This window comes from Chryseobacterium turcicum (assembly GCF_021010565.1).
Lineage (GTDB): Bacteria > Bacteroidota > Bacteroidia > Flavobacteriales > Weeksellaceae > Chryseobacterium > Chryseobacterium turcicum.
In genome coordinates this window covers 1,012,229-1,034,783 of record NZ_JAJNAY010000002.1, presented here as the reverse complement: position 1 = coordinate 1,034,783, position 22,555 = coordinate 1,012,229, and the positions used below count along the sequence as shown (strand labels likewise).

18 protein-coding genes are annotated in these 22,555 nt (G+C 34.6%); 11 read left to right on the top strand and 7 right to left on the bottom strand.

All coding sequences use genetic code 11. The features are described 5' to 3' along the window. Window positions 1-13: 13 nt before the first annotated feature. From LO744_RS19490 to LO744_RS19465, 6 genes are all read left to right on the top strand, one after another. On the top strand, window positions 14-1,057 hold the full coding sequence (locus LO744_RS19490; protein WP_230672415.1) for a PDDEXK nuclease domain-containing protein: 1,044 nt from the start codon (window positions 14-16) through the stop codon (window positions 1,055-1,057). Window positions 1,058-1,143: 86 nt separating this feature from the next. After that, window positions 1,144-2,004, top strand: coding sequence for a carboxylating nicotinate-nucleotide diphosphorylase (nadC, locus tag LO744_RS19485; RefSeq protein WP_230672413.1), 861 nt, complete (start codon window positions 1,144-1,146; stop codon window positions 2,002-2,004). A 212-nt stretch (window positions 2,005-2,216) separates the two neighbouring features. Further along, window positions 2,217-4,916 carry a TonB-dependent receptor gene (locus LO744_RS19480; protein WP_230672411.1) on the top strand — a complete coding sequence of 900 codons (2,700 nt, stop codon included), beginning with the start codon at window positions 2,217-2,219 and terminating at the stop codon, window positions 4,914-4,916. Between the two features lie 89 nt (window positions 4,917-5,005). After that, complete coding sequence (locus tag LO744_RS19475; protein ID WP_230672409.1) at window positions 5,006-5,437, top strand: hypothetical protein; 432 nt, start codon at window positions 5,006-5,008, stop codon at window positions 5,435-5,437. A gap of 32 nt (window positions 5,438-5,469) precedes the next feature. Then, on the top strand, window positions 5,470-6,462 hold the full coding sequence (locus LO744_RS19470; RefSeq protein WP_230672407.1) for an aspartate-semialdehyde dehydrogenase: 993 nt from the start codon (window positions 5,470-5,472) through the stop codon (window positions 6,460-6,462). A gap of 244 nt (window positions 6,463-6,706) precedes the next feature. Next, the gene (locus LO744_RS19465; RefSeq protein WP_230672405.1) at window positions 6,707-7,702 is read left to right on the top strand and encodes a cation diffusion facilitator family transporter; all 996 of its coding nucleotides are present in this window, start codon (window positions 6,707-6,709) and stop codon (window positions 7,700-7,702) included. A gap of 507 nt (window positions 7,703-8,209) precedes the next feature. Here LO744_RS19465 and LO744_RS19460 read toward each other — a convergent pair. Together LO744_RS19460 and xrtF are read right to left on the bottom strand one after the other, a co-directional pair. Then, complete coding sequence (locus LO744_RS19460; RefSeq protein ID WP_230672403.1) at window positions 8,210-8,653, bottom strand: exosortase F system-associated membrane protein; 444 nt, start codon at window positions 8,651-8,653, stop codon at window positions 8,210-8,212. After that, window positions 8,640-9,170: an exosortase family protein XrtF gene (xrtF, locus tag LO744_RS19455; RefSeq protein ID WP_230672402.1), complete on the bottom strand. Its 531-nt coding sequence runs from the start codon at window positions 9,168-9,170 to the stop codon at window positions 8,640-8,642. The genes LO744_RS19460 and xrtF overlap by 14 nt, the downstream gene beginning before the upstream one ends. 49 nt (window positions 9,171-9,219) lie before the next feature. Here xrtF and LO744_RS19450 point away from each other — a divergent pair, with 49 nt between their 5' ends. The 5 genes from LO744_RS19450 (at window position 9,220) to LO744_RS19430 (ending at window position 12,913) form a co-directional block, all read left to right on the top strand. After that, window positions 9,220-10,239 (top strand): aminoglycoside phosphotransferase family protein, encoded by a 1,020-nt coding sequence (locus tag LO744_RS19450; RefSeq protein WP_230672400.1) that lies wholly within the window; start codon window positions 9,220-9,222, stop codon window positions 10,237-10,239. Between the two features lie 173 nt (window positions 10,240-10,412). Beyond that, window positions 10,413-10,823 carry a RapZ C-terminal domain-containing protein gene (locus LO744_RS19445; protein WP_230672398.1) on the top strand — a complete coding sequence of 137 codons (411 nt, stop codon included), beginning with the start codon at window positions 10,413-10,415 and terminating at the stop codon, window positions 10,821-10,823. 90 nt (window positions 10,824-10,913) lie between these two features. Next, a complete protein-coding gene (locus LO744_RS19440; protein WP_230672396.1) occupies window positions 10,914-11,627 on the top strand; it encodes a nucleotidyltransferase family protein in 714 nt (237 codons plus the stop codon). Window positions 11,628-11,632: 5 nt separating this feature from the next. Continuing rightward, on the top strand, window positions 11,633-12,385 hold the full coding sequence (locus tag LO744_RS19435) for an LOG family protein (RefSeq protein WP_230672394.1): 753 nt from the start codon (window positions 11,633-11,635) through the stop codon (window positions 12,383-12,385). A gap of 57 nt (window positions 12,386-12,442) precedes the next feature. After that, the gene (locus LO744_RS19430; protein ID WP_066676535.1) at window positions 12,443-12,913 is read left to right on the top strand and encodes a DUF6702 family protein; all 471 of its coding nucleotides are present in this window, start codon (window positions 12,443-12,445) and stop codon (window positions 12,911-12,913) included. Window positions 12,914-13,190: 277 nt separating this feature from the next. Here the strand turns inward: LO744_RS19430 and LO744_RS19425 are convergent, their stop codons facing one another. The 5 genes from LO744_RS19425 to LO744_RS19405 form a co-directional block, all read right to left on the bottom strand. Further along, complete coding sequence (locus LO744_RS19425; RefSeq protein ID WP_230672392.1) at window positions 13,191-15,458, bottom strand: T9SS type B sorting domain-containing protein; 2,268 nt, start codon at window positions 15,456-15,458, stop codon at window positions 13,191-13,193. A 191-nt stretch (window positions 15,459-15,649) separates the two neighbouring features. After that, entirely contained in the window at window positions 15,650-17,905 is a 2,256-nt protein-coding gene (locus LO744_RS19420) for a T9SS type B sorting domain-containing protein (protein ID WP_230672390.1), read from the bottom strand. Between the two features lie 156 nt (window positions 17,906-18,061). Further along, a complete protein-coding gene (gene rnhA / locus LO744_RS19415; RefSeq protein ID WP_230672388.1) occupies window positions 18,062-18,538 on the bottom strand; it encodes a ribonuclease HI in 477 nt (158 codons plus the stop codon). Window positions 18,539-18,667: 129 nt separating this feature from the next. Further along, window positions 18,668-20,245 (bottom strand): replicative DNA helicase, encoded by a 1,578-nt coding sequence (dnaB, locus tag LO744_RS19410; protein WP_230672386.1) that lies wholly within the window; start codon window positions 20,243-20,245, stop codon window positions 18,668-18,670. Between the two features lie 153 nt (window positions 20,246-20,398). Next, window positions 20,399-22,474, bottom strand: coding sequence for a T9SS type B sorting domain-containing protein (locus LO744_RS19405; protein ID WP_230672384.1), 2,076 nt, complete (start codon window positions 22,472-22,474; stop codon window positions 20,399-20,401). Window positions 22,475-22,555: the final 81 nt, after the last annotated feature.

The window sequence follows — 22,555 nt, the reverse complement described above, 5'->3', positions numbered from 1 at the left end:
AAATAAAGCAAAAATGCTGGAAAAAAGCAATGAACAATACATCAGTTGGATTTTAGATTTAAAACAAAAAATTCAGCAAAGCCAAATCAAAGCGGCAATTCAAGTGAATTCTGCTCTGATAGAAATGTATTGGGAGTTGGGAAAAGAAATCTCGGAAAGAAATTTTGAAAATAGCTATGGCTCAGGTTTCTTTTCGCAATTAAGTAAAGATTTACGTATAGAATTTCCAGAGATAAAAGGGTTTTCTGAAAGCAATTTAAAATACTGTAAAAGGTTTTATCTGTTTTATAATCAACACGATGAAAATCGTCACCAATTTGGTGACGATTTCAAAAAAAAACTTTTTTTAGTTCCATGGAGGCATCATGTGGAAATTTTAATTAAATGCAAAAACCTTGAGGAAGCTGATTTTTATATCAAAAAAACCATAGAAAACGGTTGGAGCAGAGCCGTGTTACTCAATATGATTTCAGGAAAATTAATTGAAAGTCAAGGAAAGACAATCAATAATTTTTCAAAGACGCTACCTGATTATGAAAGCGATTTGATTCGTGAAACACTTAAAGACCCCTATATTTTTGATTTCATTAATATCACAGAAAACTATAAAGAAAGAGAACTGGAAGATGCTTTAACTGAAAATATTTCAAAATTTTTATTAGAACTAGGAAGCGGATTTGCTTTTGTAGGTAAGCAAGTTGAAATATCAGTAGGCAATCAATCGTTCTTTATCGATTTGCTTTTTTATCACATCAAACTGAAAAGATATGTTGTGATAGAATTGAAAACTGGGCATTTTGAGCCTGAATTTGCTGGAAAACTCAATTTTTATGTAACTGCTGTCGACAAACAAATGAGAGATGAAAGTGATAATGCAACCGTGGGGATGATTATTTGCAAAGACAAAAATGAAATTATTGCAGAATATTCTCTTACGGACCTTCATAAACCTTTGGGTATATCTTCTTACGAGCTCAAAAAAATATTACCTGAAAATTTCAAATCTTATCTTCCGTCCATAGAAGAAGTTGAAAAAGAATTAAAAAAAATACAATAATGAAATCGCCATGATTTGCATACATAAGTGCCAATGAATAAGACGCGATAACATATGACCTTTAAAAAAACAATAAATCTTTACATATGAATAGACCAAGCTACGCTACAGATAAAGTTTTAAAGCAGTTCATCAAAAATGCTTTAGAAGAAGATATTCAAGATGGGGATCACTCTACGTTGTCTACCATTCCTAAAGACCTTCAGCAAAGTGCAAAACTTTTGGTAAAAGAAAACTGTATTTTGGCAGGTGTTGAGCTGGCTGAGATTATTTTTAAAACTTTCGATAAAAACTTAATTGTTGAAAATTATATTAAAGACGGAGAAGTTGCAAAATCTGGCGATATCGCATTCATTGTTACCGGTAGTGCGAGATCAATCCTTTCAACTGAAAGATTAGTTCTCAATTGTATGCAGAGAATGAGTGGGATAGCAACATTAACTCACGATTGGGATTCTAGGCTGATCGGCTCAAAAACAAAACTTTTAGATACCCGAAAAACAACACCCAACTTCAGAGTTTGTGAAAAATGGGCAGTTGCCATAGGTGGAGGTACTAACCACAGATACGGTTTATACGACATGATTATGCTAAAGGATAATCACATTGATTATAACGGAAGTATTACCAATGCCGTGAAAATGGCAAAAGATTATGTGAAAAAGTCTAAGAAAAAACTGAAGATTGAGGTCGAAACCAGAAACCTTGAAGAAGTACAGGAAGCAATCGATGCCAAAGTTGATAGAATCATGCTAGATAATATGGATGTTGCGACCATGAAAAAAGCCGTTAAGCTTATTAATGGATCATGCGAAAGTGAAGCCTCTGGAGGAATTACGAGAGGTCAGCTAAAAGAAATTGCTACCACAGGAGTTACTTTTATCTCTGTAGGAGCGCTTACTCATTCTGCAGAAAATATAGATTTAAGCTTAAAAGCTGTTATGTAAAACATTGTATTTTTAATAAAAACAAAGCTGTTTTGTTAAAAATTAAATAATATGATATTTTTCACGTTAAAATTCGAATTTTGTATTTTGTTCTAAAAATCAATAACTTAGGCTTTGTTAAGAATCGTTAAAAATTAACATTAAGTTAATAATAGTTAAATTTTATTTGTCGACTTTTGCATAAAATTTAATTCTAACTATTACTTACGATTATGAAATTAATCAACAAATCGATGCTAACTGTGTTAATCACGCTTTCTACGGCAAGTGTATATTACGCACAAGAAACTCAAGACACGGTAAAAACCAAGTCTAAAGACATTGAGGAAGTTATTTTACAGGGTGTAACCGATATCGCGAAAGATAGAAAAACACCAGTTGCTGCTTCTACTATCAAAGCGGCACAAATCGTCGAAAGATTAGGAAACCAGGAACTTACTGAGATTTTAAACACAACACCATCAGTGTACGCTACAAAATCAGGAGGTGGTTTTGGAGACGGAGGTATTACCATGAGAGGTTTCGAATCTAGAAACATCGCTGTAATGGTAAACGGTATGCCGGTAAATGATATGGAAGGTGGATCTGTTTATTTTTCTAACTGGACTGGTCTTGCTGACGTAACAAGCATCATGCAAGTTCAAAGAGGTTTAGGTTCTTCTAAATTAGGAATTGCTTCTGTTGGAGGTACTATGAACTTCGTTACTCGTACTGCAGATATGAAGAAAGGTGGAGTTGTGCGATTAGGAGTAGGTAATAATGATTATTTGAAAACTTCATTTGCATATAATACTGGAAAAAGTGATAATGGTTGGGCTTCTTCGTTCTTAATGAGTAGAACAGCTGGAGGTACTTATATCGACAATACTGAATTTGAATCATATGCTTATTATTTTGCATTAGGATGGGAAGCTAGCAAAAAGCACAACTTCCAGTTTACTTTGACGTCTTCTCCACAATGGCACGATCAAAGAACATTTGCTCCAACGATTGGAAATTATATAACATTCAATCCAGATAAGGATAATACACCATACAGACAATATAATTCTGATTTCGGATATAAAACGGGTGCTAATGGTGATCGATATGCAATTGCAAACAGATCAAACTATTATTCAAAACCGGTTATGATGTTGAACTGGGACTGGACAATGAATGAAAAGTCTAAGTTAAGTACCGTTTTATATATGTCTAATGGTAGAGGTGGTGGTACCGGAGACTTAGGAAGTTTTTGGACTGGAAAGTTTAACAGTAACGGAACTCCTACAACATCAAATATTAACTCGTATAGAGGAACTGATGGAACTTTTAATTATGATCAAATTTTTGCATTAAATAATGGTTTAGATGCGGGAGCTCCTTATCAAGTTACCAATCCTGTAACAGGAAAAGTTTCAACAGTTAGAGATGGTATTGTAAGAAGAGCAAGTGTGAATTCTCATAACTGGTACGGAATTTTAGCAAATTTTCAACACAAACTTAATGATAATTTAAGCTTTTCAGTTGGAACTGATAACAGATACTATTATGGCTACCATTATCAAGTAGTTTCAGATTTATATAACGCTAAATCTTATAAAGAAACTCTTAATGCAAATGTAGCTCCTTATAATGTTACAAATGTATATGATTACAAAAAGCTTTCTTGGAATCCTTTTGGAGGAAAAACAGCTCCTATCTCTGATCAGGTAGGTTATAGTAATGATGGGGAAGTTCTTTGGTACAGTGGTTTTGCTCAGGTAGAATATACTAAAGATAAATTATCTGCATTCTTACAAGGTTCGGTATCAAACCAATCTTATCAGAGAATCGATAACTTTGTGAAAGATGGGGTTACAATGCAACAAGGCCAAGCAGTTAATACTAAAACAGGATTCAAAGATTTATTGGGATATAATGTAAAAGGGGGTGCTAACTACAATATTAATGATTATCACAATGTATTTGCTAATGTAGGATACTACAGCAAACAGCCTTTTATGAACTCTGTTTATCCAAGTAATTTACAAGTTTTAAACCCAAGTTTAACGAATGAGAAAATTTTCTCTGCAGAAATTGGGTATGGTTTCAGATCTCCTAAATTAACAGCAAATGTTAACTTATACAGAACAGAATGGAAAGACAGATGGTTGAGAAGAAGTAATCAACTATTTGATGTTGCTAATGCAAATTCTCCTACTGGAGTTTCTCAGATAGCTGGTTATTCAGAGATTAGTGGTATTACACAATTACACATGGGGGTAGAAGTAGATGCGGTTTATAAGCCATTCTATTTCTTAGAATTCCAAGGGATGTTATCTTACGGAGATTATCAGTACAAAGGGAATGCTACAGGAACTAATTTTGATGAAAACAACAATCCGGTTGCTGTAGTGGGTACAAAAACGAGTAATACCCTTTATTTAGACGGTGTAAAAGTAGGAGGAAGTAGTAGTAACAGTATTCCACAAGTGACTGCATCTTTAGGAGCTACAGTGAGACCTGTAAAAGATCTTAGCATTTATGGTACTTGGAGATATGTTGGAGAATTATATTCTTCTATCGATGCTGCAACATTTACAACAGTAGCAAATCAGGAAAGAGGTTCTCTTCAATTGCCAGATTTCAATCTTTTTGATATCGGTGCATCATTTAAAGTTAGATTGAAGAACAATGCTCAATATTTCACAGTAGGTGTAAACGTATATAACTTGTTTGATACTACTTATATTGCTGATGGAGCAACTAATAATTTTGTGAAAAATGTAGGTGATTTCAAAACGGCATCTAATACTGATGCACAAGCACAGGCATTATATAATACTTATATCAACAATCCTTCAAACTTCTACAAAGGATTAGATACTTCAAACAGAGTATTCTTCGGATTCGGAAGAACTTGGGCAGCCAATTTATCTTTCAACTTCTAATAAATTCATTTTTATTACATATCAAATCCCAGCTTTATCGCTGGGATTTTTTTATATTTGTATACTTTAAAAATAGAAAAAATAGAAGTATGGATTTTTACAAAATTTTACTGAGTGCCCATAAAGGATTTGCTTATTTGGAACTTGGATTAACAGCACTATTCATCGTTGCTTTATTAACCGTAATGTTCGGGTATAGCGGGAAAGTAAACAAGTTACTGAAAAAAGTTACTTTATTTACAATGATCTTCTTCCACGTTCAGTTTACAATCGGAATCATTATGCTGATTATGAACTTTACTAAAGGATTGGATATGGGATCAGTTATGAAAAACGCTGACTTAAGATTTCAGTATGTAGAACACCCATTTTCTATGTTAATTGCTGCTGTTTTGATGACCATCATCAATAGAAAAGTAAAATCTAATGATACCATTTCTTTAGGAATTGTGATTATGGGATTAATCGCAGTAGGTTTATTTGCATTTGCATTTCCATGGACAAGAGTCTTTGGAGCTTAATTATATATTAACTTAATAATTTTATTTATTCAATGAAAGTAGCTGTAGTAGGTTCAACAGGAATGGTTGGACAAGTGATGCTTAAAGTTCTCGAAGAGAGAAATTTCCCTGTAACAGAATTAATTCCGGTAGCTTCAGAAAGATCTATTGGTAAACAGGTGAAGTATAAACAGGTAGATTATACTATCGTAAGCATCGACGACGCTATAGCTGCCAAACCGGATATCGCCATTTTCTCTGCAGGAGGCGATACTTCTTTAGAATACGCTCCTAAATTTGCCGAAGCAGGAATTACCGTTATCGATAATTCTTCAGCTTGGAGAATGGATCCTACTAAAAAATTAGTAGTACCAGAAATCAATGCTGATGTTTTGACAAAAGAAGACAAGGTGATTGCCAATCCAAACTGTTCTACGATTCAGTTGGTGATGGTTTTGGGGCCGTTGAATAAAAAATACGATTTAAAAAGAGTAGTTGTTTCTACGTATCAATCTGTAACAGGTACCGGTAAAGCTGCTGTAGATCAGTTAAACGGAGAAATTAGTGGAGACGATGCTGTTGCGAAAGTTTATCCTTATCAGATTTTCAAAAATGCGTTGCCACATTGTGATGTATTTTCTGATGACGATTATACCAAAGAAGAAATTAAATTAATGAAAGAGCCTAAGAAAATTTTAGGGGACGATACATTCAATTTAACAGCAACTGCGGTAAGAGTTCCTGTACAAGGAGGTCATTCTGAAAGTGTAAACATCGAATTTGAAAACGAATTTGAACTAGATGAGGTTAGAAAAATCTTATCAGAAACTCCAGGAGTTGTTGTAATGGACGATGTGAAAAACAACGAATATCCTATGCCGTTTTATTCGGAAGGGAAAGATGATGTTTTTGTTGGAAGAATCAGAAGAGATTTCTCGCAACCCAAAACACTTAATCTCTGGATTGTAGCAGACAATCTGCGAAAAGGCGCTGCTACCAACGCAGTACAGATTGCAGAATACCTAGTAGCAAACAACTTAGTATAAACTAACAAAAAAGAAAAGAGTCTCCAAAAGAGATTCTTTTTTTTATCGAATATTTAAGGTTATAGCGATTAGCTTTTGGCAATTTACTTTAATGAACCCTGAAGGAAAGGTTTAACAAAGCATAAGATGCCCATTAACCTTAAAGTCCTGAAAGGACGACTTAGCAAAGGATAGGATAAAATCCTATCAAAAATCGATATGAAAATTTTTGATATTTATTTAAATTTCAAATCAATAAAGAAAAATGACACCAAAAAATATCAATAAAGACAAAATAAATTTCCAGAAAATCATTGCAGTTTTCGGGATTATTCTTTTTGTCGGAAAAATCATCGCCTGGAAACTCACAGATTCCGATGCTGTGTTTTCTGATGCTATGGAAAGTATTGTCAATGTTATCAGTGCTTTTATGGGGTTGTATTCTTTACATTTGGCTTCAAAACCTAAAGACGAAGACCATCCTTACGGTCACGGAAAAGTAGAATTTGTAACCTCAGGAATTGAAGGTGCATTGATTGCCATTGCCGGAATTATGATTATCTATGAAGGCATCAACAGCTTGTTAACGGGTAAAGTACTAAGCGAACTAGATTGGGGAATTGCTATCATTGCGGCAACGGCTATTATCAATTATATTTTAGGCTATATTTCGATTAAAAAAGGAGAGAAAGAAAATTCCCTAGTACTCATATCTTCAGGGAAACACCTTCAGTCAGACACCATTACCACTTTGGGAGTAGTGATTAGTTTAATCATTGTTTACTTCACTAAAATTTATTGGATTGACTCTGTCGTTGCTTTAATCTTCGGCTTCTATATTATTTTTGTAGGCTATAAAATTGTTAGAAAGTCCCTCCGCGGAATTATGGATGAGCAAGATCCCGAACTTCTAAACAATATCATCAGTCTTCTCGAAAAAAACAGACATACAGAATGGATTGACATTCACAACATGAAAATCCAGCAATTTGGCTCCTCCCTTCACATCGATGCGCACATCACTTTACCATATTATTACAGCCTTCGTGAAGCGCATAATCAAATGGAACAGGTAATACTTCTTTTAGTCAAAAACACCAAACGTACCGTTGAGTTCAATTTCCATATGGATGACTGCAAACCAATATCATGTTCAGTTTGCCAGATTGTAGATTGTCCGGTGCGTGAATTTCCATTTGCAAAACGTGTAAAATGGACTCCTGCAAACGTAACAAGTATCGAGAAGCATACCATCGAATAATTTTTTCAGGAGCTATTTCCTGCTCTCCGCTCATACTCCTCACACAGCCGCTTTTCCATCCTCTAAGTCCTTCCAACTTTCCAACGCAAGTTGCGGGGTAACCGCTGCGATCAGGGCTATTAAAGGTCAAACTTAGCCTAATAGGTTTTCAAAACCTGTTAGATTGAAGTAGGTATAAAAAAATTGCGTTTACAGTAATGTGGTCAAGAATAGTTGCTATTTTTTACGAGAATAAGTCATTTAATCAATATAAAACCATGGTATTGTTAATTTGAAATAGTTTTGTAGAACTTTTCTAAAGTTTAAAGTACTTTAGAGGGTTGATTGTCAATGTTTTAAAATTTATTAGTTTAATAAATAGATAATCAAATGTATTATAATTTAACAATACCAAAACCATTAGTATAATTTTACAAAAACACTCCGTAGGAGTGATATCTGTGTAGCAAACATTAGAACACGTACAATGAACGAAGCGCTCCATAGGAGCGCTATCTTATATTAAAATTAATAATTTGAATTCCTCAACATCATTTGCTTCCTATAATAAAACAAAGGAACTATCAAAAGAATAATCAAAGGCTGTATCACAAACCTTCTCATGTAAAAAGAGAAAAGATAACCAATATCAAATCGGTCTGAAATACAGTATAGATAAATAGGAAAAGTAATGAAAAAGATAATACAAATTAAAAGAGCTCCCTGTCCAGTCCATTCTTTATTTTTAAACAAAGAATGAATGATGACACACGAGAAAAACAGATTCAAAATAAATCTGAAAAGATGACTGATCATCAGTTTTCCCCATTCAAACTCCGGGAAAGAAATGTTTTTATTGCCTTCGTGAAAATAACTCAAAAAAGGATCGTAGAAAATCTGGTCTTCCAGCATTCTTACGCTCATGAGTCCGCAAACTCCTAAAATCACTAAAAACCAACTAAGAATTCTCATTTTTTAAAGCAAAAAATTTAATCCAAACCAGCCAAAGTACCACCACACTTCCATAAATTACAGCTGGGAAAACATAGTCATGCACCATTTTATTGTATTCTAGATGGTCTCTGGTTACAATATTCAATCCTACAATCCGTAAAATATTCATTACGTATAGCACCAAAAGACTTACTGTTACGAAAACGAAAGTTTTAGTTCCTTTATAAAAAGCAAAAATAAATGCCACAAAAAGAATGATTACCGAGATGGCATTACAGCCTTCTACCATTCGGGTTACATATTTCTCATTTACGTAAAACCAAACCTGCTCTTTAGGAACATCATTGTATAATGATGTGGTGTAGCCTATTTTATTTTGAATAACAGCAACCTGCTCGGCAATAAGACGCGAATAGGGGTCGAGACCAGATTCTTTAAAACTATTAAGATAAAACTGATACGCAAAAAGCAACACCAAATAAATGATGATAAAGCGCAACAGAATGCTCAAAACGGGCTTAAAGTCTTTTAACATGCTGCAAAGATAGCAATTAGCATGTAAATTAGTATATTTGTTACCATATATGACTTCTGAAAACGCGAAAAGATTTTTTGAAAACCATTTTAACGAAAAATCAACCGAATTTATCACTTTAGCTCAAAGCGGTTCTGCAAGAGTTAATTTTTTGGCTCAAAATCAAATCGGAAAATACATCATTACCTATAATGAGAACATTGCCGAAAACGAATGTTTTCTGTATTTCTCAGGCGTGTTTTCTGAATTGAAACTTAATACTCCAAAAATATTTTCTGTTTCAGAAGACCGGAAATTATATATTCAGGAGTTTTTAGGAGCAAAAACTTTTTCAGAAATCATTGCAGAAGAAGGTTTGTCAGAAAATGTACAAGACTTGGTAAAGCAAACTCTTAAAGAGCTTTTTGTACTTCAGGAAAAAACAAATAATAAAATAGACTTTCAAAAAACTTTTGAATACGAAGCTTATGATGAGCTTCCTGTAATGCATGACTTGTATTACTTCAAAAATTTTGTTGCTGATGTTTTAGAACTAGAATATCATAAATCTTCTTTACTGAAAGAATTCAAAGAAATCATCCATCTCATCGAAAACCTTGAGCCCAAAGGCATCATGATTCGAGATTTTCAGGCAAGAAATATAATGGTAAGTGATGAGAATAAAGTTTCTTTTATCGATTATCAGTCGGCAATGAAAGGTCCTTTGATGTACGATGTGATTTCTTTTTTGTTTCAGGCTAAAGCGAATTTTCCTGAAGAGTTCAAAAATGAAATGCTAGAGTTTTACATTCAACAGTTTCAGAATGAAGAAATTCAATTTAAACTAAAGAATTCGGTAAAGCCGATTCAATTGATGAGGTTTTTACAGGTTTTGGGAGCTTACGGTTTTAGAGGCTTGATTCAAAGAAAGCAACACTTCATTGCAAGTATAGATAAAGGAATTCAAAATATTACCGAATTTTCTGAAAACTGGGAACATATGAACAATTTTCCTGAGCTTAAAAAAGTAATTGACCAGCTAAGTTTGGAGAAAACAAAATTAAAAATTGAGGAAATATTGAACCATTAAGGATTAAGGTTGATTAAACTCAACGTTTGTCATTCCGTAGGAATCTCAACTCTGAAAAGAATTAACTTCGCTTAGATTCCTACCGGAATGACAAAGAGAATTTAAAACTTTAAAAAAATATCACCTTAGTAATCAATCATCATTTATCAACAATCAATTATAAAAAATAAAATATGCTACACATAGACATTCACAGTTTTTCATATAAAAAAGGAGGAATTCCGAAAGACGACTCAGGTAACGGAGGTGGTTTTACCTTCGATTGCCGCGGAATTTTAAACCCAGGAAGAGTAGAAGAGTATAAAATACAAACTGGTAACGATATTGGGGTTCAGGAATATTTAGAAACAAAAACAGAAATGCCTCAGTTTTTAGAATTGATTAAAAACTTAGTATCTATCAATATCGACAATTATTTGGGAAGAGGTTTTGAAAATCTACAAATCAATTTCGGGTGTACAGGAGGTCAGCACAGATCGGTTTATTCGGCGATTAAAATTGCACAATTTATTGAAGAAAAATATGGTGAAAAAGTAGAAATAAGCCTTCACCACGACGAGCAACACCAACTTAATCATAAGTAATAGGCAATGTGCAATAAGTAATAAACTAGCTTAGATATTATTTATATATTTTAAAATCATTCATTACCAATTACTCATTACCCATAATCTATGAAGGCATTAATTTTTGCAGCAGGAAAAGGAACCCGTTTAAAACCCTTTACAGACCATCACCCTAAAGCTTTGGCTAAAGTGAATGGTGTTCCACTTTTAGAAAGAAATATAAAATATCTCAAAGGTTTTGGGATTACTGATTTTGTAATCAATATTCATCACTTTGGGGATCAGATTGTTGCGTTTTTAAAAGAAAATGATAATTTTGGTTGTAAGATTGAGGTCTCTGATGAATCGAATGAGCTTCTAGAAACTGGGGGTGGTTTGATTTTTGCTAAAGAATTCCTCAATCACGGTGAAGATTTCCTGATTATGAATGCCGATATCTTAACCAAGATCAATATTAATGATTTTGTAAGCTATCACAAAGAAATCAAAGATTTTGTTACCTTAGCGGTTTCAGACAGAGAAAGTTCGAGAAAACTGTTGTTTAATGATGACTTGGTTTTAAGAGGTTGGCTGAATGTGCAAACAGGAGAGCAGCGCCTTGCGGAATTCAACAAGGGATTTAGACCTTTAGCTTTTAGCGGGGTACATTGCATTAATCCGGTGATTTTTGATAAAATAAAAAGAAAAGGAAAGTTTTCTGTAATGGAAGAATATCTGGATCTGATGTATACCGAAAAAATACACGGTTTTGTACACGACAGTATTTTAATTGATGTAGGAAGACCGGAATCTGTGATTGAAGCAGAAAAATATTTTAAATAATTTGAATGAGAACTGAAGGAACAAGAGACGAAAGTTTAGAAAATACAGAATTAGATATCAACGAATCTAAATTACATAATAGTTTACGCGAAAAAACCTGGGACGAAACCATTACCAAAGATAGCTGGATGGTTTTTAAAGTGATGGCAGAGTTTGTAGATGGCTACGAAAAAATGGCTAGAATAGGACCTTGTGTATCTATTTTCGGGTCTGCAAGATTAAAGCCTGAAAGTAAATATTACGAAATGGCAGTAGAAATTGCCGAAAAAATCACCAAAATAGGTTTCGGAGTCATTACAGGAGGTGGTCCCGGAATCATGGAAGCGGGTAATAAAGGAGCTTTCAATGGAGAAGGAAAATCGATTGGTTTAAATATCGACTTGCCTTTTGAGCAACATTTTAATCCATATATCAACAAATTATATTCGCTGAATTTTGACTATTTCTTTGTAAGAAAAGTAATGTTTGTAAAATATTCTCAGGGATTCATTGTAATGCCGGGAGGTTTTGGAACTTTAGATGAGCTTACAGAAGCGATGACTTTGATTCAGACCAATAAAATAGGGCGTTTCCCAATTGTATTGGTAGGCTCTGAGTTTTGGGGCGGTTTGCTAGGATGGTTTAAAGAAACATTGCTCAAAGAAGGGATGATTTCTGAGGGAGATCTTGATCTTTACCGTGTGGTAGATACTGCTGATGAGGCTGTGGCTCACATTAAAGCTTTTTATGATAAGTATTCTGTAAACGTTAACTTTTAATTGGCATCAAATTTGACCAAACCTATTTAGCAATATGCTGTAAATCTATAAATTGAGATGAAAAAATTTTTATATATATCGGGTATTTTTACATTGATTATACTGATGAGTTTTTCTGTAGCAGACTTTTTCTCTTCGATGACAAAAGTAGACTATATCGACGGAAGCAAAACTCTGAAGTTTACTGCAAAAATGAATACAAGCCATATTTCTGATGCCATCAAAATCAACAGAAATACTGCAGGCTTTGAAGCTGAGGTAAAAAAATATGTAAATAATAATTTCGATGTATTTGTAAATGGTTCTCCTAAAACTTTAACTTTCACCGGAAGCCAAGTAAGTGGAGAAACGGTTTGGGTGTATTTTGAAACCGGTGGTGTTTCTGACATCAATAGTTTAAAAATAAAAAATACGATACTTTTAAGCGCATTTCCTAAGCAAATAAACCTAGTTAATATTGCTTATAAAGGAAATCAGAAAACAATGAATTTTCAACGCGGAAAAGAGGTAAATGAAGTTTCTTTTTAAAAGATATCTTTAATTGAAATACTAAACCATTGCTTTTGCAGTGGTTTTTTGTTGTTTATGATATTAATATTCTAGAAATTATATGAGAGAATAAATTAATTTTAAAGATGATATAAGTTGTTCTTATCAAGCTTTGAAGATTAATTGTCTTAGATTATTTAGTCGTGAAGTCATCGCATAAATGAATTTAACTTTAATGTGTAGCTTATTTAAATAAAAAAAGAATCCATCTCACGAATGAGACAGATTCTTTAAAATTAAGTATAGTTGAAAAAAATTATTCTCTGTTTTTCACCATAATCCAGCCAGATAATTTTACTGGAGTTTTGGCTTTGTTGTTTTCGTTCCATGTTACAGAATACCAGTAGCTTCCTGTAGGAACTTTTCTTCCGTTTGAGGTGCCGTGCCATGTGTAATTATTGGTTTTGTCACCTTGGTGAATTTTAGCTCCGTATCGGTTGTAAATAGTAAACATTAAGTCTGTTTTACTTCCCAGTGCCGAGTAATCTATTACATCATTGCGGCCATCTCCGTTTGGAGTGATTACATTAATGATATTAGGAACAGTAATTTCTACTTCCATAGGTTCGCAATTGTAAGAATCTTTCACAAAAATCTTATGAATTCCTCTTGCCAGACCTTTAAAAATATTAGATTCCTGCCAATTTGTAGTGTCTAAAGAATATTGATAAGCAGGCATTCCTCCATTAACATAAACGGTAACCGTTGTAGCAGATACGTCAATTGATGTAATCACGGGCTGCTCTGATGCAAATACCTTTACATTTTGAGTAATGGTACAATCTCCAGTTTTAAGTTTTACCCAGTAAGTTCCTACTCCCACATTTGAAATTGTTTGTGTAGTCGCTCCTGTACTCCAAAGGTAAGAGCTAAAGCCTGGTCCTGCATCTAATGTTGTTTTGTCTTCTACGCAGATGATTTTATCTTTTAAAATTTCTGAATATACGGGTGGAATGACAATTAATGTCACCTTCGCAATTGCATAGCATCCATTGGCATTAGTTACTTTAATGTAGACAACTCCGTTTGGAGCAATGTAAGGGTTTACAGGGATGATTTCGTTGCTTCCATTGATAGCATCTTGTAATGAAGGGTAGTAATTTTTTGTTCCAGCCTGGGCTGTTACTACAGCTGTAGGAAGATTAAACGATCCCATTGAAGTATTGTTTTCTAAGAAACATGACCTCAATGTTGTGTCATTTACGACCACCACAGGAAAATGATTAAGGGTAATCACTGCATTGTCAACACAACCTTGTGGGGTAGTAACTTTTACATGTACTGTAGTTCCGTTTGCTGCAGGATAGTTTGACCAGTTTAAGATTTCGCTAGTGCCTGCATTGAGATCTGCCAATGTAGGATAGTATTTTTTCGTAGAACCTGCTACACCAGTAACTGCAGCGGTACTCAAATCGAAGTATGCTACTCCTGCATTATTATTGTTACAGCCGGTTATAGTAACGTCATCTGCGGCAAATGGACTTGGGTTTAAAATAATTCTTGCGTCACCATTATCGCATAAGGTAGATGAGGGGTCTTTTATGACCACCGTAATCGTAGTATTACCAGAATATTGGAAGTTTGTAGGAATAGGAATTGGTGTGGAGCTTCCTAAAACATAATAAGTGATGATGTAATTTCCAGGGTTGTTTACAAACTGATTTGCGTAAGAGGTTAAATCTACGAATCCATTTCCTGTTGCAGGGTTGGTGCATACAAATGGAGTAACAGTATTTTGAAGAATTGGAACTTTATCAATGTATATTTTAGCGTTTTTGATAGAGTGTCTTGCGCTTGCAGCTCCTGTTCCTGCAGAAAACCCAAAAAATCCTTGGCCCATACCTATTGCACCGCCACTTGCCGTGAAAGGTTGATTGGTGATAAGAACGCCATCAATTCTGATTTGAATTAACCAGATATTAGGATTAAATGGATCTATTTCGCCGTTTACTTCAACATGTTTGTAGTTAGATCCTACAAAGGGTTGGGTAGGGTTGAGGTCTGGTGAGTGAAACGTACTGTTTGCCGTCATATTGTATTCAATATTTGGATTTCCTGCAGGCATATTATTGGTTCCGTACAGTACGTGTACTTTACTCATTTGCCCTTCTGAAGAATTATTGAATATATCAAATGCAACCATTAATCCGTTTGCGTTTGCAGGAATTCCTAATCCACCTCCGGTTGTAAATGCTGTTGGAGGATTAGAAAGGTACCAGAATGTAAGGCCGTCACCTCTTCCGTAGGCAGTTGTTCCGTTTCCATCGATTCTGAAATCAAACTCAACTTTCCATTTATCACAATATTTTAGATTGATGGGGTTAGAGAGTTTTATGGCTCCAAACTTACTGGTTTGATCTGGAGTAAGCTGTACAAAGTCTCCAGTAGCAGTCGCTGAAGGAACGAGATCCCAACCTGTAGTGTTAATAACTGGAGCGCCAGTGAGTTGATAAGTTTGAGCTGATAAGCTTGGGCTCATGATTGATAAAAAGTACAAAAAACTGAAAAGTAGAATTTTTTTCATTTTTATATTTAATATGGTTATTATTTGGTAAAATTATTAGTTTTTTTATTCAGAATGAATGTCTTTTGAGCTAGTAAGTAGCAATAGAGTATGAGGAAGTGTTTGGTTTTGTGTGGTATTTAATAGAGTCTGATTGGTGGCTTTTGAGATTTTAAAAAGCGCCACGTTGGTTTGGGTGGCGCTTTTTTGTGTTATTCTCTATTTTTCACCAATACCCATCCGTTATAGTTTGTCGGTGTATTGTTTTTGTCATTTTCTGTCCAAGTGATGGTGTACCAATAGGTATCTGTAGGCAATTTTTTACCTCCAGAGGTCCCATCCCATGTATAATTTCTTAGCTTGTCTGCCTGATACTTCATGTTTCCATATCTGTCATAGACTGTAAAAACAAGGTTTTTCTTGTAAGAAAGCGCTGAGTAATCGATGAAGTCATTCACATTATCACCATTAGGAGTTATTGCATTGATGAGATTCGGAACTGTCACTTGAATGTGCGTTGGCTCACAATTATAAAAATCTTTTACAAAAATTTTATTTTCACCTCTTGGTAGCCCGGTAAATATATTAGAGTCTTGCCAATGGGTTCCGTCTAAAGAATATTGGTAAGGAGCAAGCCCTCCAGAAGCATTCACTGTAATCGTATTGTTGGTGATATCTATGCTTGAAATAACAGGGTTTGTTGCTAATTTTACAGTTACATTTTGTAATGTATAACAGTTTCCGGTTTTCAGCCTTACCCAATAACTTCCTATGGCTACATTAGTGATAGAAGAAGTTGTAGCTCCTGTGTTCCATTCGTATCCATCAAATCCTGGTCCTGCATCTAGTGTCGTTCTCTCATTAATACAGATTATTTTGTCTTTTAAAATAGAAGATTTTACCGAAGGAATTACCTTAAGTGTTATTTTTCTAATGATGAAACAACCATCTATACCCGTTATTTTTACATAAACATCTGTTGAGGGAGACGTATGGGTAATAGGAACTACAATTTCGTTGGTTCCGCTTAATGCATTGGCTAAAGAAGTGTAGAACTTTTTTGTAATACCGGCTTCTGAAGAAACATTGGCTGTTGTAAGGTCAAACAATGCTGTGTTTGGAGCTGTTGCAATAAAGCAAGACTCTAAGATAGCATCAGTAGATACGGGCAATGGATAGAAAACAAGTGTGATTTCAGCATTTCCGGTACAACCTTGTGGAGTCGTTACTTTTACATAAACTTTTCCAGGAGCTGAAACATAGTCTGTAGGATTTAAGATTTCGTTTATTCCTGCATTTAAATCGGCTAAAGTTCGGTAATATTTTTTTGTAACACCAGTTACAGATGTCACGTCAGCCGTAGAAAGGTTAAATGTTGCGGTAGATGCACCATTATTATTGCACTCCGAAAGTGTTTTATTGCTTGCTGTGAAAGGCGAAAGGGTAAGAAGGATTTTTCCGTCCGGATTGTCACAAAGAACTGCATTATTGTCTTTAATTATGACGTTTACCGTTGTATTGGCATTAAATTGATAAGTAGTAGGGGCTGCAATCGGAGTACCTCCAACCGTATAGGTAAAAGTATAATTCGCTGGGTTTGCAACAAACTGAGAATTGAAAGATGTTAAATTCACCGTTCCGAAACCTGTAGAAGGGTTGGGGCAAAAAGCTTGTGTGGCAGTAGGCTGTAGTAAGCTTACTTTATCAGTGTATATTTTTACATTTTTAATAGAATGTCTCGATCTGTTTCCTCCTGTAGAAGCTGAAAACCCGAAATATCCTACGGTCATAGCAGCAGCAGCTCCAGATGCTGTAAATGGTTGATTGCATATTTGAGTCCCATCAATCATTATTTTTATATTCCAAGTATTAGGAATAGATGTATTGACTTCTGCCGTAACTTCTACGTGCTTATATGTAGTTCCCTGGAAAGGAAGCGTTGTATTCATATCTGGAGAGTGAAAAGAACTCCCTACTGTGTTAAAAAACTCTACATTGTTATTATCTGTAGTGTTTGCAACTTGTCCGTAGGCAACATGCACCTTGCTCATTACAGCAGTTGTGGTATTGTTGTACGTATCGAGTCCTACAATAAGCCCTACAGCATTTTGTGAAACTCCAAGCCCAGAGCCTAAAACACTGGCTACAGGTGGGTTTGCAAGGTACCAAAATGCAAGGCCATCACCATTGGCGGTTTGGTTAGAATCCATCCTGAAATCGAATTCTACCTTCCATTTATCGCAGTATTTTAGATTAATAGGATCATTTAATCTGATTGACCCAGATTGATTGTTTGTATCCGGAGTCAGCTGTATAAAATCATTTCCTGCTCCTACTACGGTAGGTGAAACCATTGTCCATCCTGTTGTGGTGATAGGATTTCCTGTAAGCTGATAAGTTTGAGCTGAAAAATTTCCGGAGATACAAAGTATAAAAAGGGTAAAATAAAACAGTAATTTTTTATTCATTTATTAGGATACTTTTATTAGACGGGTAAAGATATTAAATCTTCACTAATAAATAAATATAAATAGTTAATTTAATAGAAAAAATTAGGTTTTATGCAATGAAAAATACCAATGATAACGAAAAGTTGAATATGATAAGCGATATCTTAGTTTCATTCAAAATAGTGAATTATTTTCTAAGCTTTCAAAATAAGAATCTACTTCCAGTTTTTCAGAATTTGCTGCTGCTACTGCCAGCTTATCGCAAAGCTCATTTTCGAAATGTCCCGCATGGCCCTTTACCCAATGCATTTTTGGACTATGCTGATTATAAAGTACCACAAACCTCTTCCAAAGATCTGGGTTTTTTACATTTTTCCAGCCTCGTTTAATCCACCCTAAAATCCAATTTTGGTTAACGGCATCAGAAACATATTTGCTGTCTGTAAAAACGTGAATGTCATTTTCTGTTGATTTCAATTTTTCTAATGCAGTAATTACCGCCAAAAGTTCCATTCGGTTATTGGTGGTTTTTCTGAATCCTTTAGAAAATGTTTTTTGATAATTTTTTTCGGGAACGCGCATCAAGATTCCATAACCTCCTTTTCCGGGGTTTCCGCTACAAGCTCCATCAGTGTATATTTCAATTCTCATTTAAATGTTGAAGTAAAGTTTAGAGTAAGGTCGAGGTTTTAAACAAAATTAAAAAAGTTAAAGTCTGTTTAATTTTTCAAAACTGAAATTTTAAACAGACTTTAACTTTTGTTTTAATCTTAGTTTTATTTAGAACGGAAAGTCTTCTTCATCATCAAGATCATTCATAGAAGATCCCGAAAGTTTAGAACTGTCTGGTAAATCGAAAGCTGCACCTGGCTGAATAGTCGTTTTTATTTTTTCGAAACCACTCGGTTCTCCAAATGGAGTTGAAAGACCCATCCCGTTGGTTGCTTCTTCAATATTCCCAAATTTTGCAAAATGTTTTAAGAAAGATAATCTTACGTCGGCAGTCGCACCATTTCTGTGTTTGGCAATAATCAATTCTGCTTGGTTTTCGGTAGATGTTTCTGCTCCATCTTCATCATTATCCCAAACGGTAATTTTATAATATTCGGGTCTGAAAATAAATGATACGATATCGGCATCCTGCTCAATTGCTCCAGATTCCCTAAGGTCAGAAAGCTGAGGTCGTTTTCCAGGACGGGTTTCCACACTTCTCGAAAGCTGAGAAAGTGCAATCACAGGCACATTTAATTCTTTTGCAATGGCTTTTAATGAACGAGAAATCATTGAGATTTCCTGTTCACGGTTTCCGCCTCCTTTACCACCGCTTCCGGCAGTCATCAGCTGAAGGTAATCGACCATGATAAGTCTTACTCCATGCTGCATAACCAGTCTTCGGCATTTTGCTCTAAAGTCAAATATTGATAGGGAAGGAGTTTCGTCAATATATAAAGGGGCATTTTCTAATTCAGATACATTCGAGAATAGTCTTTGCCACTCTTCGTCGTCCAGCGTTCCTTTTCTTAATTTTTCTGATGATATTTTGGTCTCGGAAGCAATCATTCTGGTGATAAGCTGTACCGATGCCATCTCTAATGAGAACAAAGCCATTGGGATTTTGTACTCAACAGCAATATTTCTAGCCATTGAAAGGATAAATGCAGTTTTTCCCATCGCAGGACGTGCCGCAACGATAATAAGGTCAGAATTTTGCCAACCTCCAGTTTCTTTATCCACATCTCTAAATCCGGAAGGTACCCCCGAAATTCCTTCTTTGTCTTTTAAAGATTTAATGATATCAATAGCTTCTTTTACTAAAGTATTAGCGGTATCAAACCCTTTTTTGATGGTTCCATTGGTGATTTCAAAAAAAGATTGTTCGGCTTTATCTAAGAGTTCAAAGACGTCAGTAGATTCTTTGTATGAAGTATCTATAACATTCGCCGACACATTAATTAAGCTTCTTAAAATGTATTTTTCAAGAATAACACGTACATGATATTCAATGTGGGCAGATGAGCTTACCCCCATTGTAAGCTCGATAATGTAGTGGTCACCACCTGCAGAGCTTAGTTTGTCTGTTTTTTTCATCTCCTGAATAACAGTCATAATATCTACCGGATGGTTTGCTTCGTACAATTTTAGAATTGTAGCAAATATGACCTGATGTCTTGGGTCATAGAATACTTCCGGAGTAAGAAGGTCGATAGAATGATCGAGCCCTTTTTTATCAATTAAAAAAGTACCGATTACCAATCTTTCAAAATCTATTGCATTAGGAGGCATTTTTCCATCAGCAATTGATAGTTCTCTCGCAAAATTCCCTTGTGTAAGAGAAGAGAGTGTTTCTTTCTGCGCCATTATGCAAAGATAGTTTTTTAAAAAATAATTTTAAAATAGTAACTAACAATTCTATGGAAAACATAACTCAACTATTGTAAATAGATGAGGTTTAGTGTTAATAAAAAAAATCACCCCATTGCTGAGGTGATTTATGATGATTGTGAAAAAATATTATTCTCTATTTTTTACGAGTACCCATCCTTCGTATTTGGTTGGTGTACTGTTTTTATCATTTTCATTCCATGTAATCGTATACCAGTAGGTTCCTGTAGAGATTTTTTTACCTCCTGAAGTACCATTCCATTTGAAGTTTCTTATTTTATCAGCTTCATAGACTTTATTACCATATCTGTTGTAAACAACGAATAATAAATTCTTTTTGTATGCTAATGCAGAATAGTCTATTTCGTCGTTAACGTTGTCTCCGTTTGGTGTAATAGCATTAACGAGATTCGGAACAGTAACTTGTATTTGTACAGGGTTACAATCATATGAATCTTTTACAAAAATTTTATTTTCACCTCTTGGTAATCCTGAGAACACATTAGAGCCTTGCCAGTTGATTCCATTCAATGAATATTGGTATGGTGCAGACCCTCCCGATGCGTTTACGGTAATTGTATTATTTGTAATGTCGATGCTTGCAATTACTGGCTGCTGTGTAGCATAAACATGTACTTGCTGAAGTGTAAAACATTTTCCAGTTTTTAATTTTACCCAATAAGCACCTACACCAACATTTGAAATAACTTGTGTTGTAGCACCCGTGCTCCATTCGTATTCACTGAATCCAGGTCCTGCATCTAATGTAGTTTTGTCTTCAAAACAAATTGTTTTGTCTTTAAGAACTGATGATTTTACTGGTGGTATAACTTTTAATGTGATTTTTGTAATTGCGTAACATCCGTCATTATTAGTTACTCTTACATATACATCTTTACTTGTTGTAATGTAATTGTTTGCAGGAATAATTTCGTTAGTACCAGCTAAAGCATTTGCCATAGTCGCAAAAAATCTTTTTGTAGTTCCTAATTGAGTGGTTACGTTAGCTTGTGTAAGGTCAAAAGAAGCAGTTGTAATGGCTCCCTCAATAAAGCAAGATTCTAAAGTTGCTGGTGTTACAATTACTACAGGGAAGAATTCTAAAGTAATTGTAGAGTAAGCTGTACAGCCTTCAACTGATGATACTTTTACATAAATTGTTTTAGGTGCAGATACATAAGCTGTAGGATTTGTAATTTGATTGATTCCCGCATTTAAATCTGCTAATGTAAGATAGTATTTTTTTGTCGCAGTTGCGTCATCAAAAACATCTGCGGTATTAAGGTTGTATGTTCCAGTTCCTGCACCGTTGTTGTTACAGGCTTGGAGTGTTGCATTTTTAGGTACAATATTTCCTTGTCTGAATTTGAATTTTCCTAATTGGAAACATCCATTAATCGGATTTGTAGGATCTGCAGGGTCTGTATATTTTATTCTATAATAATAAATCGTTGTTCCATCTACCATAGCAACTGTCAAAGGACTATTTCCTGTAATTGCATCATTATTAAGATTATGATATGTTACGGTGAAATTTGGGTTACCATTTAGTATACCTGCTGTTAATGTCGTGAAATCAAACTGAGTAGGTAAGTTACATTTTAAGATTTCATTAGGAAGAGCAGGATCCGTTGCATTAGGTATTCCCGGGGTAATAAATGGGTTAGGAGTTAATGCCGGATTTGTAAAAGCCGAAGTTAATGTTGCGGTACCTCCCCAGTTTAATGAAAAACCAGTTTGTGATTGAGAGAAATTATCAATAACTAAATAATATTTCTCTCCAGCAACAACATCCATAAAGCTACTCCATTGTCCAGGTGCTCCTCCACCTCCATTGGGGTTAGTTGCTAATAATGAAAGCCCTGTAGGGCCGTCAGCTCCTGAATAATTACATCTGATAGGATTACCTAAAGCTGCACAGGTTACATTGGGTCCATATACTCCAAAATCGTAATCATCTGCAAATACAGCAGGGTCAATAGTAAAAGTTAATGTTCCTGAAGTAGCAATGGTAAATGTGTACCAAACTGTATATCTTTCATCGGTTGCTAAACATCCTCCAAGTTCTTCAGGAATATTTCCATGACCTTGAGAGTTGTAAGAAAAGCCAGAATTACCACAAACAGGAATTGCCGAGATGCAATCTGATTGTGAATAATATAGTTGTGAAGTAATTAAAATAAAAAAAAGTAGTAGTTTTCTCATTTTCAAATGATTTTGTTTACAAATTTAACAAAAAATTAATTAATTAAACAATATATTGTTTAAAATATAAAAAAGCCGCTT

Bases quoted from the DNA above. Each gene is read 5' to 3' on its own strand.
- LO744_RS19490 (WP_230672415.1), top strand. From the start codon at position 14: ATGCTGGAAAAAAGCAATGAACAATACATCAGTTGGATTTTAGATTTA.
- nadC (WP_230672413.1), top strand. From the start codon at position 1,144: ATGAATAGACCAAGCTACGCTACAGATAAAGTTTTAAAGCAGTTCATC.
- LO744_RS19480 (WP_230672411.1), top strand. From the start codon at position 2,217: ATGAAATTAATCAACAAATCGATGCTAACTGTGTTAATCACGCTTTCT.
- LO744_RS19475 (WP_230672409.1), top strand. From the start codon at position 5,006: ATGGATTTTTACAAAATTTTACTGAGTGCCCATAAAGGATTTGCTTAT.
- LO744_RS19470 (WP_230672407.1), top strand. From the start codon at position 5,470: ATGAAAGTAGCTGTAGTAGGTTCAACAGGAATGGTTGGACAAGTGATG.
- LO744_RS19465 (WP_230672405.1), top strand. From the start codon at position 6,707: ATGACACCAAAAAATATCAATAAAGACAAAATAAATTTCCAGAAAATC.
- LO744_RS19460 (WP_230672403.1), bottom strand. From the start codon at position 8,653: ATGAGAATTCTTAGTTGGTTTTTAGTGATTTTAGGAGTTTGCGGACTC.
- xrtF (WP_230672402.1), bottom strand. From the start codon at position 9,170: ATGTTAAAAGACTTTAAGCCCGTTTTGAGCATTCTGTTGCGCTTTATC.
- LO744_RS19450 (WP_230672400.1), top strand. From the start codon at position 9,220: ATGACTTCTGAAAACGCGAAAAGATTTTTTGAAAACCATTTTAACGAA.
- LO744_RS19445 (WP_230672398.1), top strand. From the start codon at position 10,413: ATGCTACACATAGACATTCACAGTTTTTCATATAAAAAAGGAGGAATT.
- LO744_RS19440 (WP_230672396.1), top strand. From the start codon at position 10,914: ATGAAGGCATTAATTTTTGCAGCAGGAAAAGGAACCCGTTTAAAACCC.
- LO744_RS19435 (WP_230672394.1), top strand. From the start codon at position 11,633: ATGAGAACTGAAGGAACAAGAGACGAAAGTTTAGAAAATACAGAATTA.
- LO744_RS19430 (WP_066676535.1), top strand. From the start codon at position 12,443: ATGAAAAAATTTTTATATATATCGGGTATTTTTACATTGATTATACTG.
- LO744_RS19425 (WP_230672392.1), bottom strand. From the start codon at position 15,458: ATGAAAAAAATTCTACTTTTCAGTTTTTTGTACTTTTTATCAATCATG.
- LO744_RS19420 (WP_230672390.1), bottom strand. From the start codon at position 17,905: ATGAATAAAAAATTACTGTTTTATTTTACCCTTTTTATACTTTGTATC.
- rnhA (WP_230672388.1), bottom strand. From the start codon at position 18,538: ATGAGAATTGAAATATACACTGATGGAGCTTGTAGCGGAAACCCCGGA.
- dnaB (WP_230672386.1), bottom strand. From the start codon at position 20,245: ATGGCGCAGAAAGAAACACTCTCTTCTCTTACACAAGGGAATTTTGCG.
- LO744_RS19405 (WP_230672384.1), bottom strand. From the start codon at position 22,474: ATGAGAAAACTACTACTTTTTTTTATTTTAATTACTTCACAACTATAT.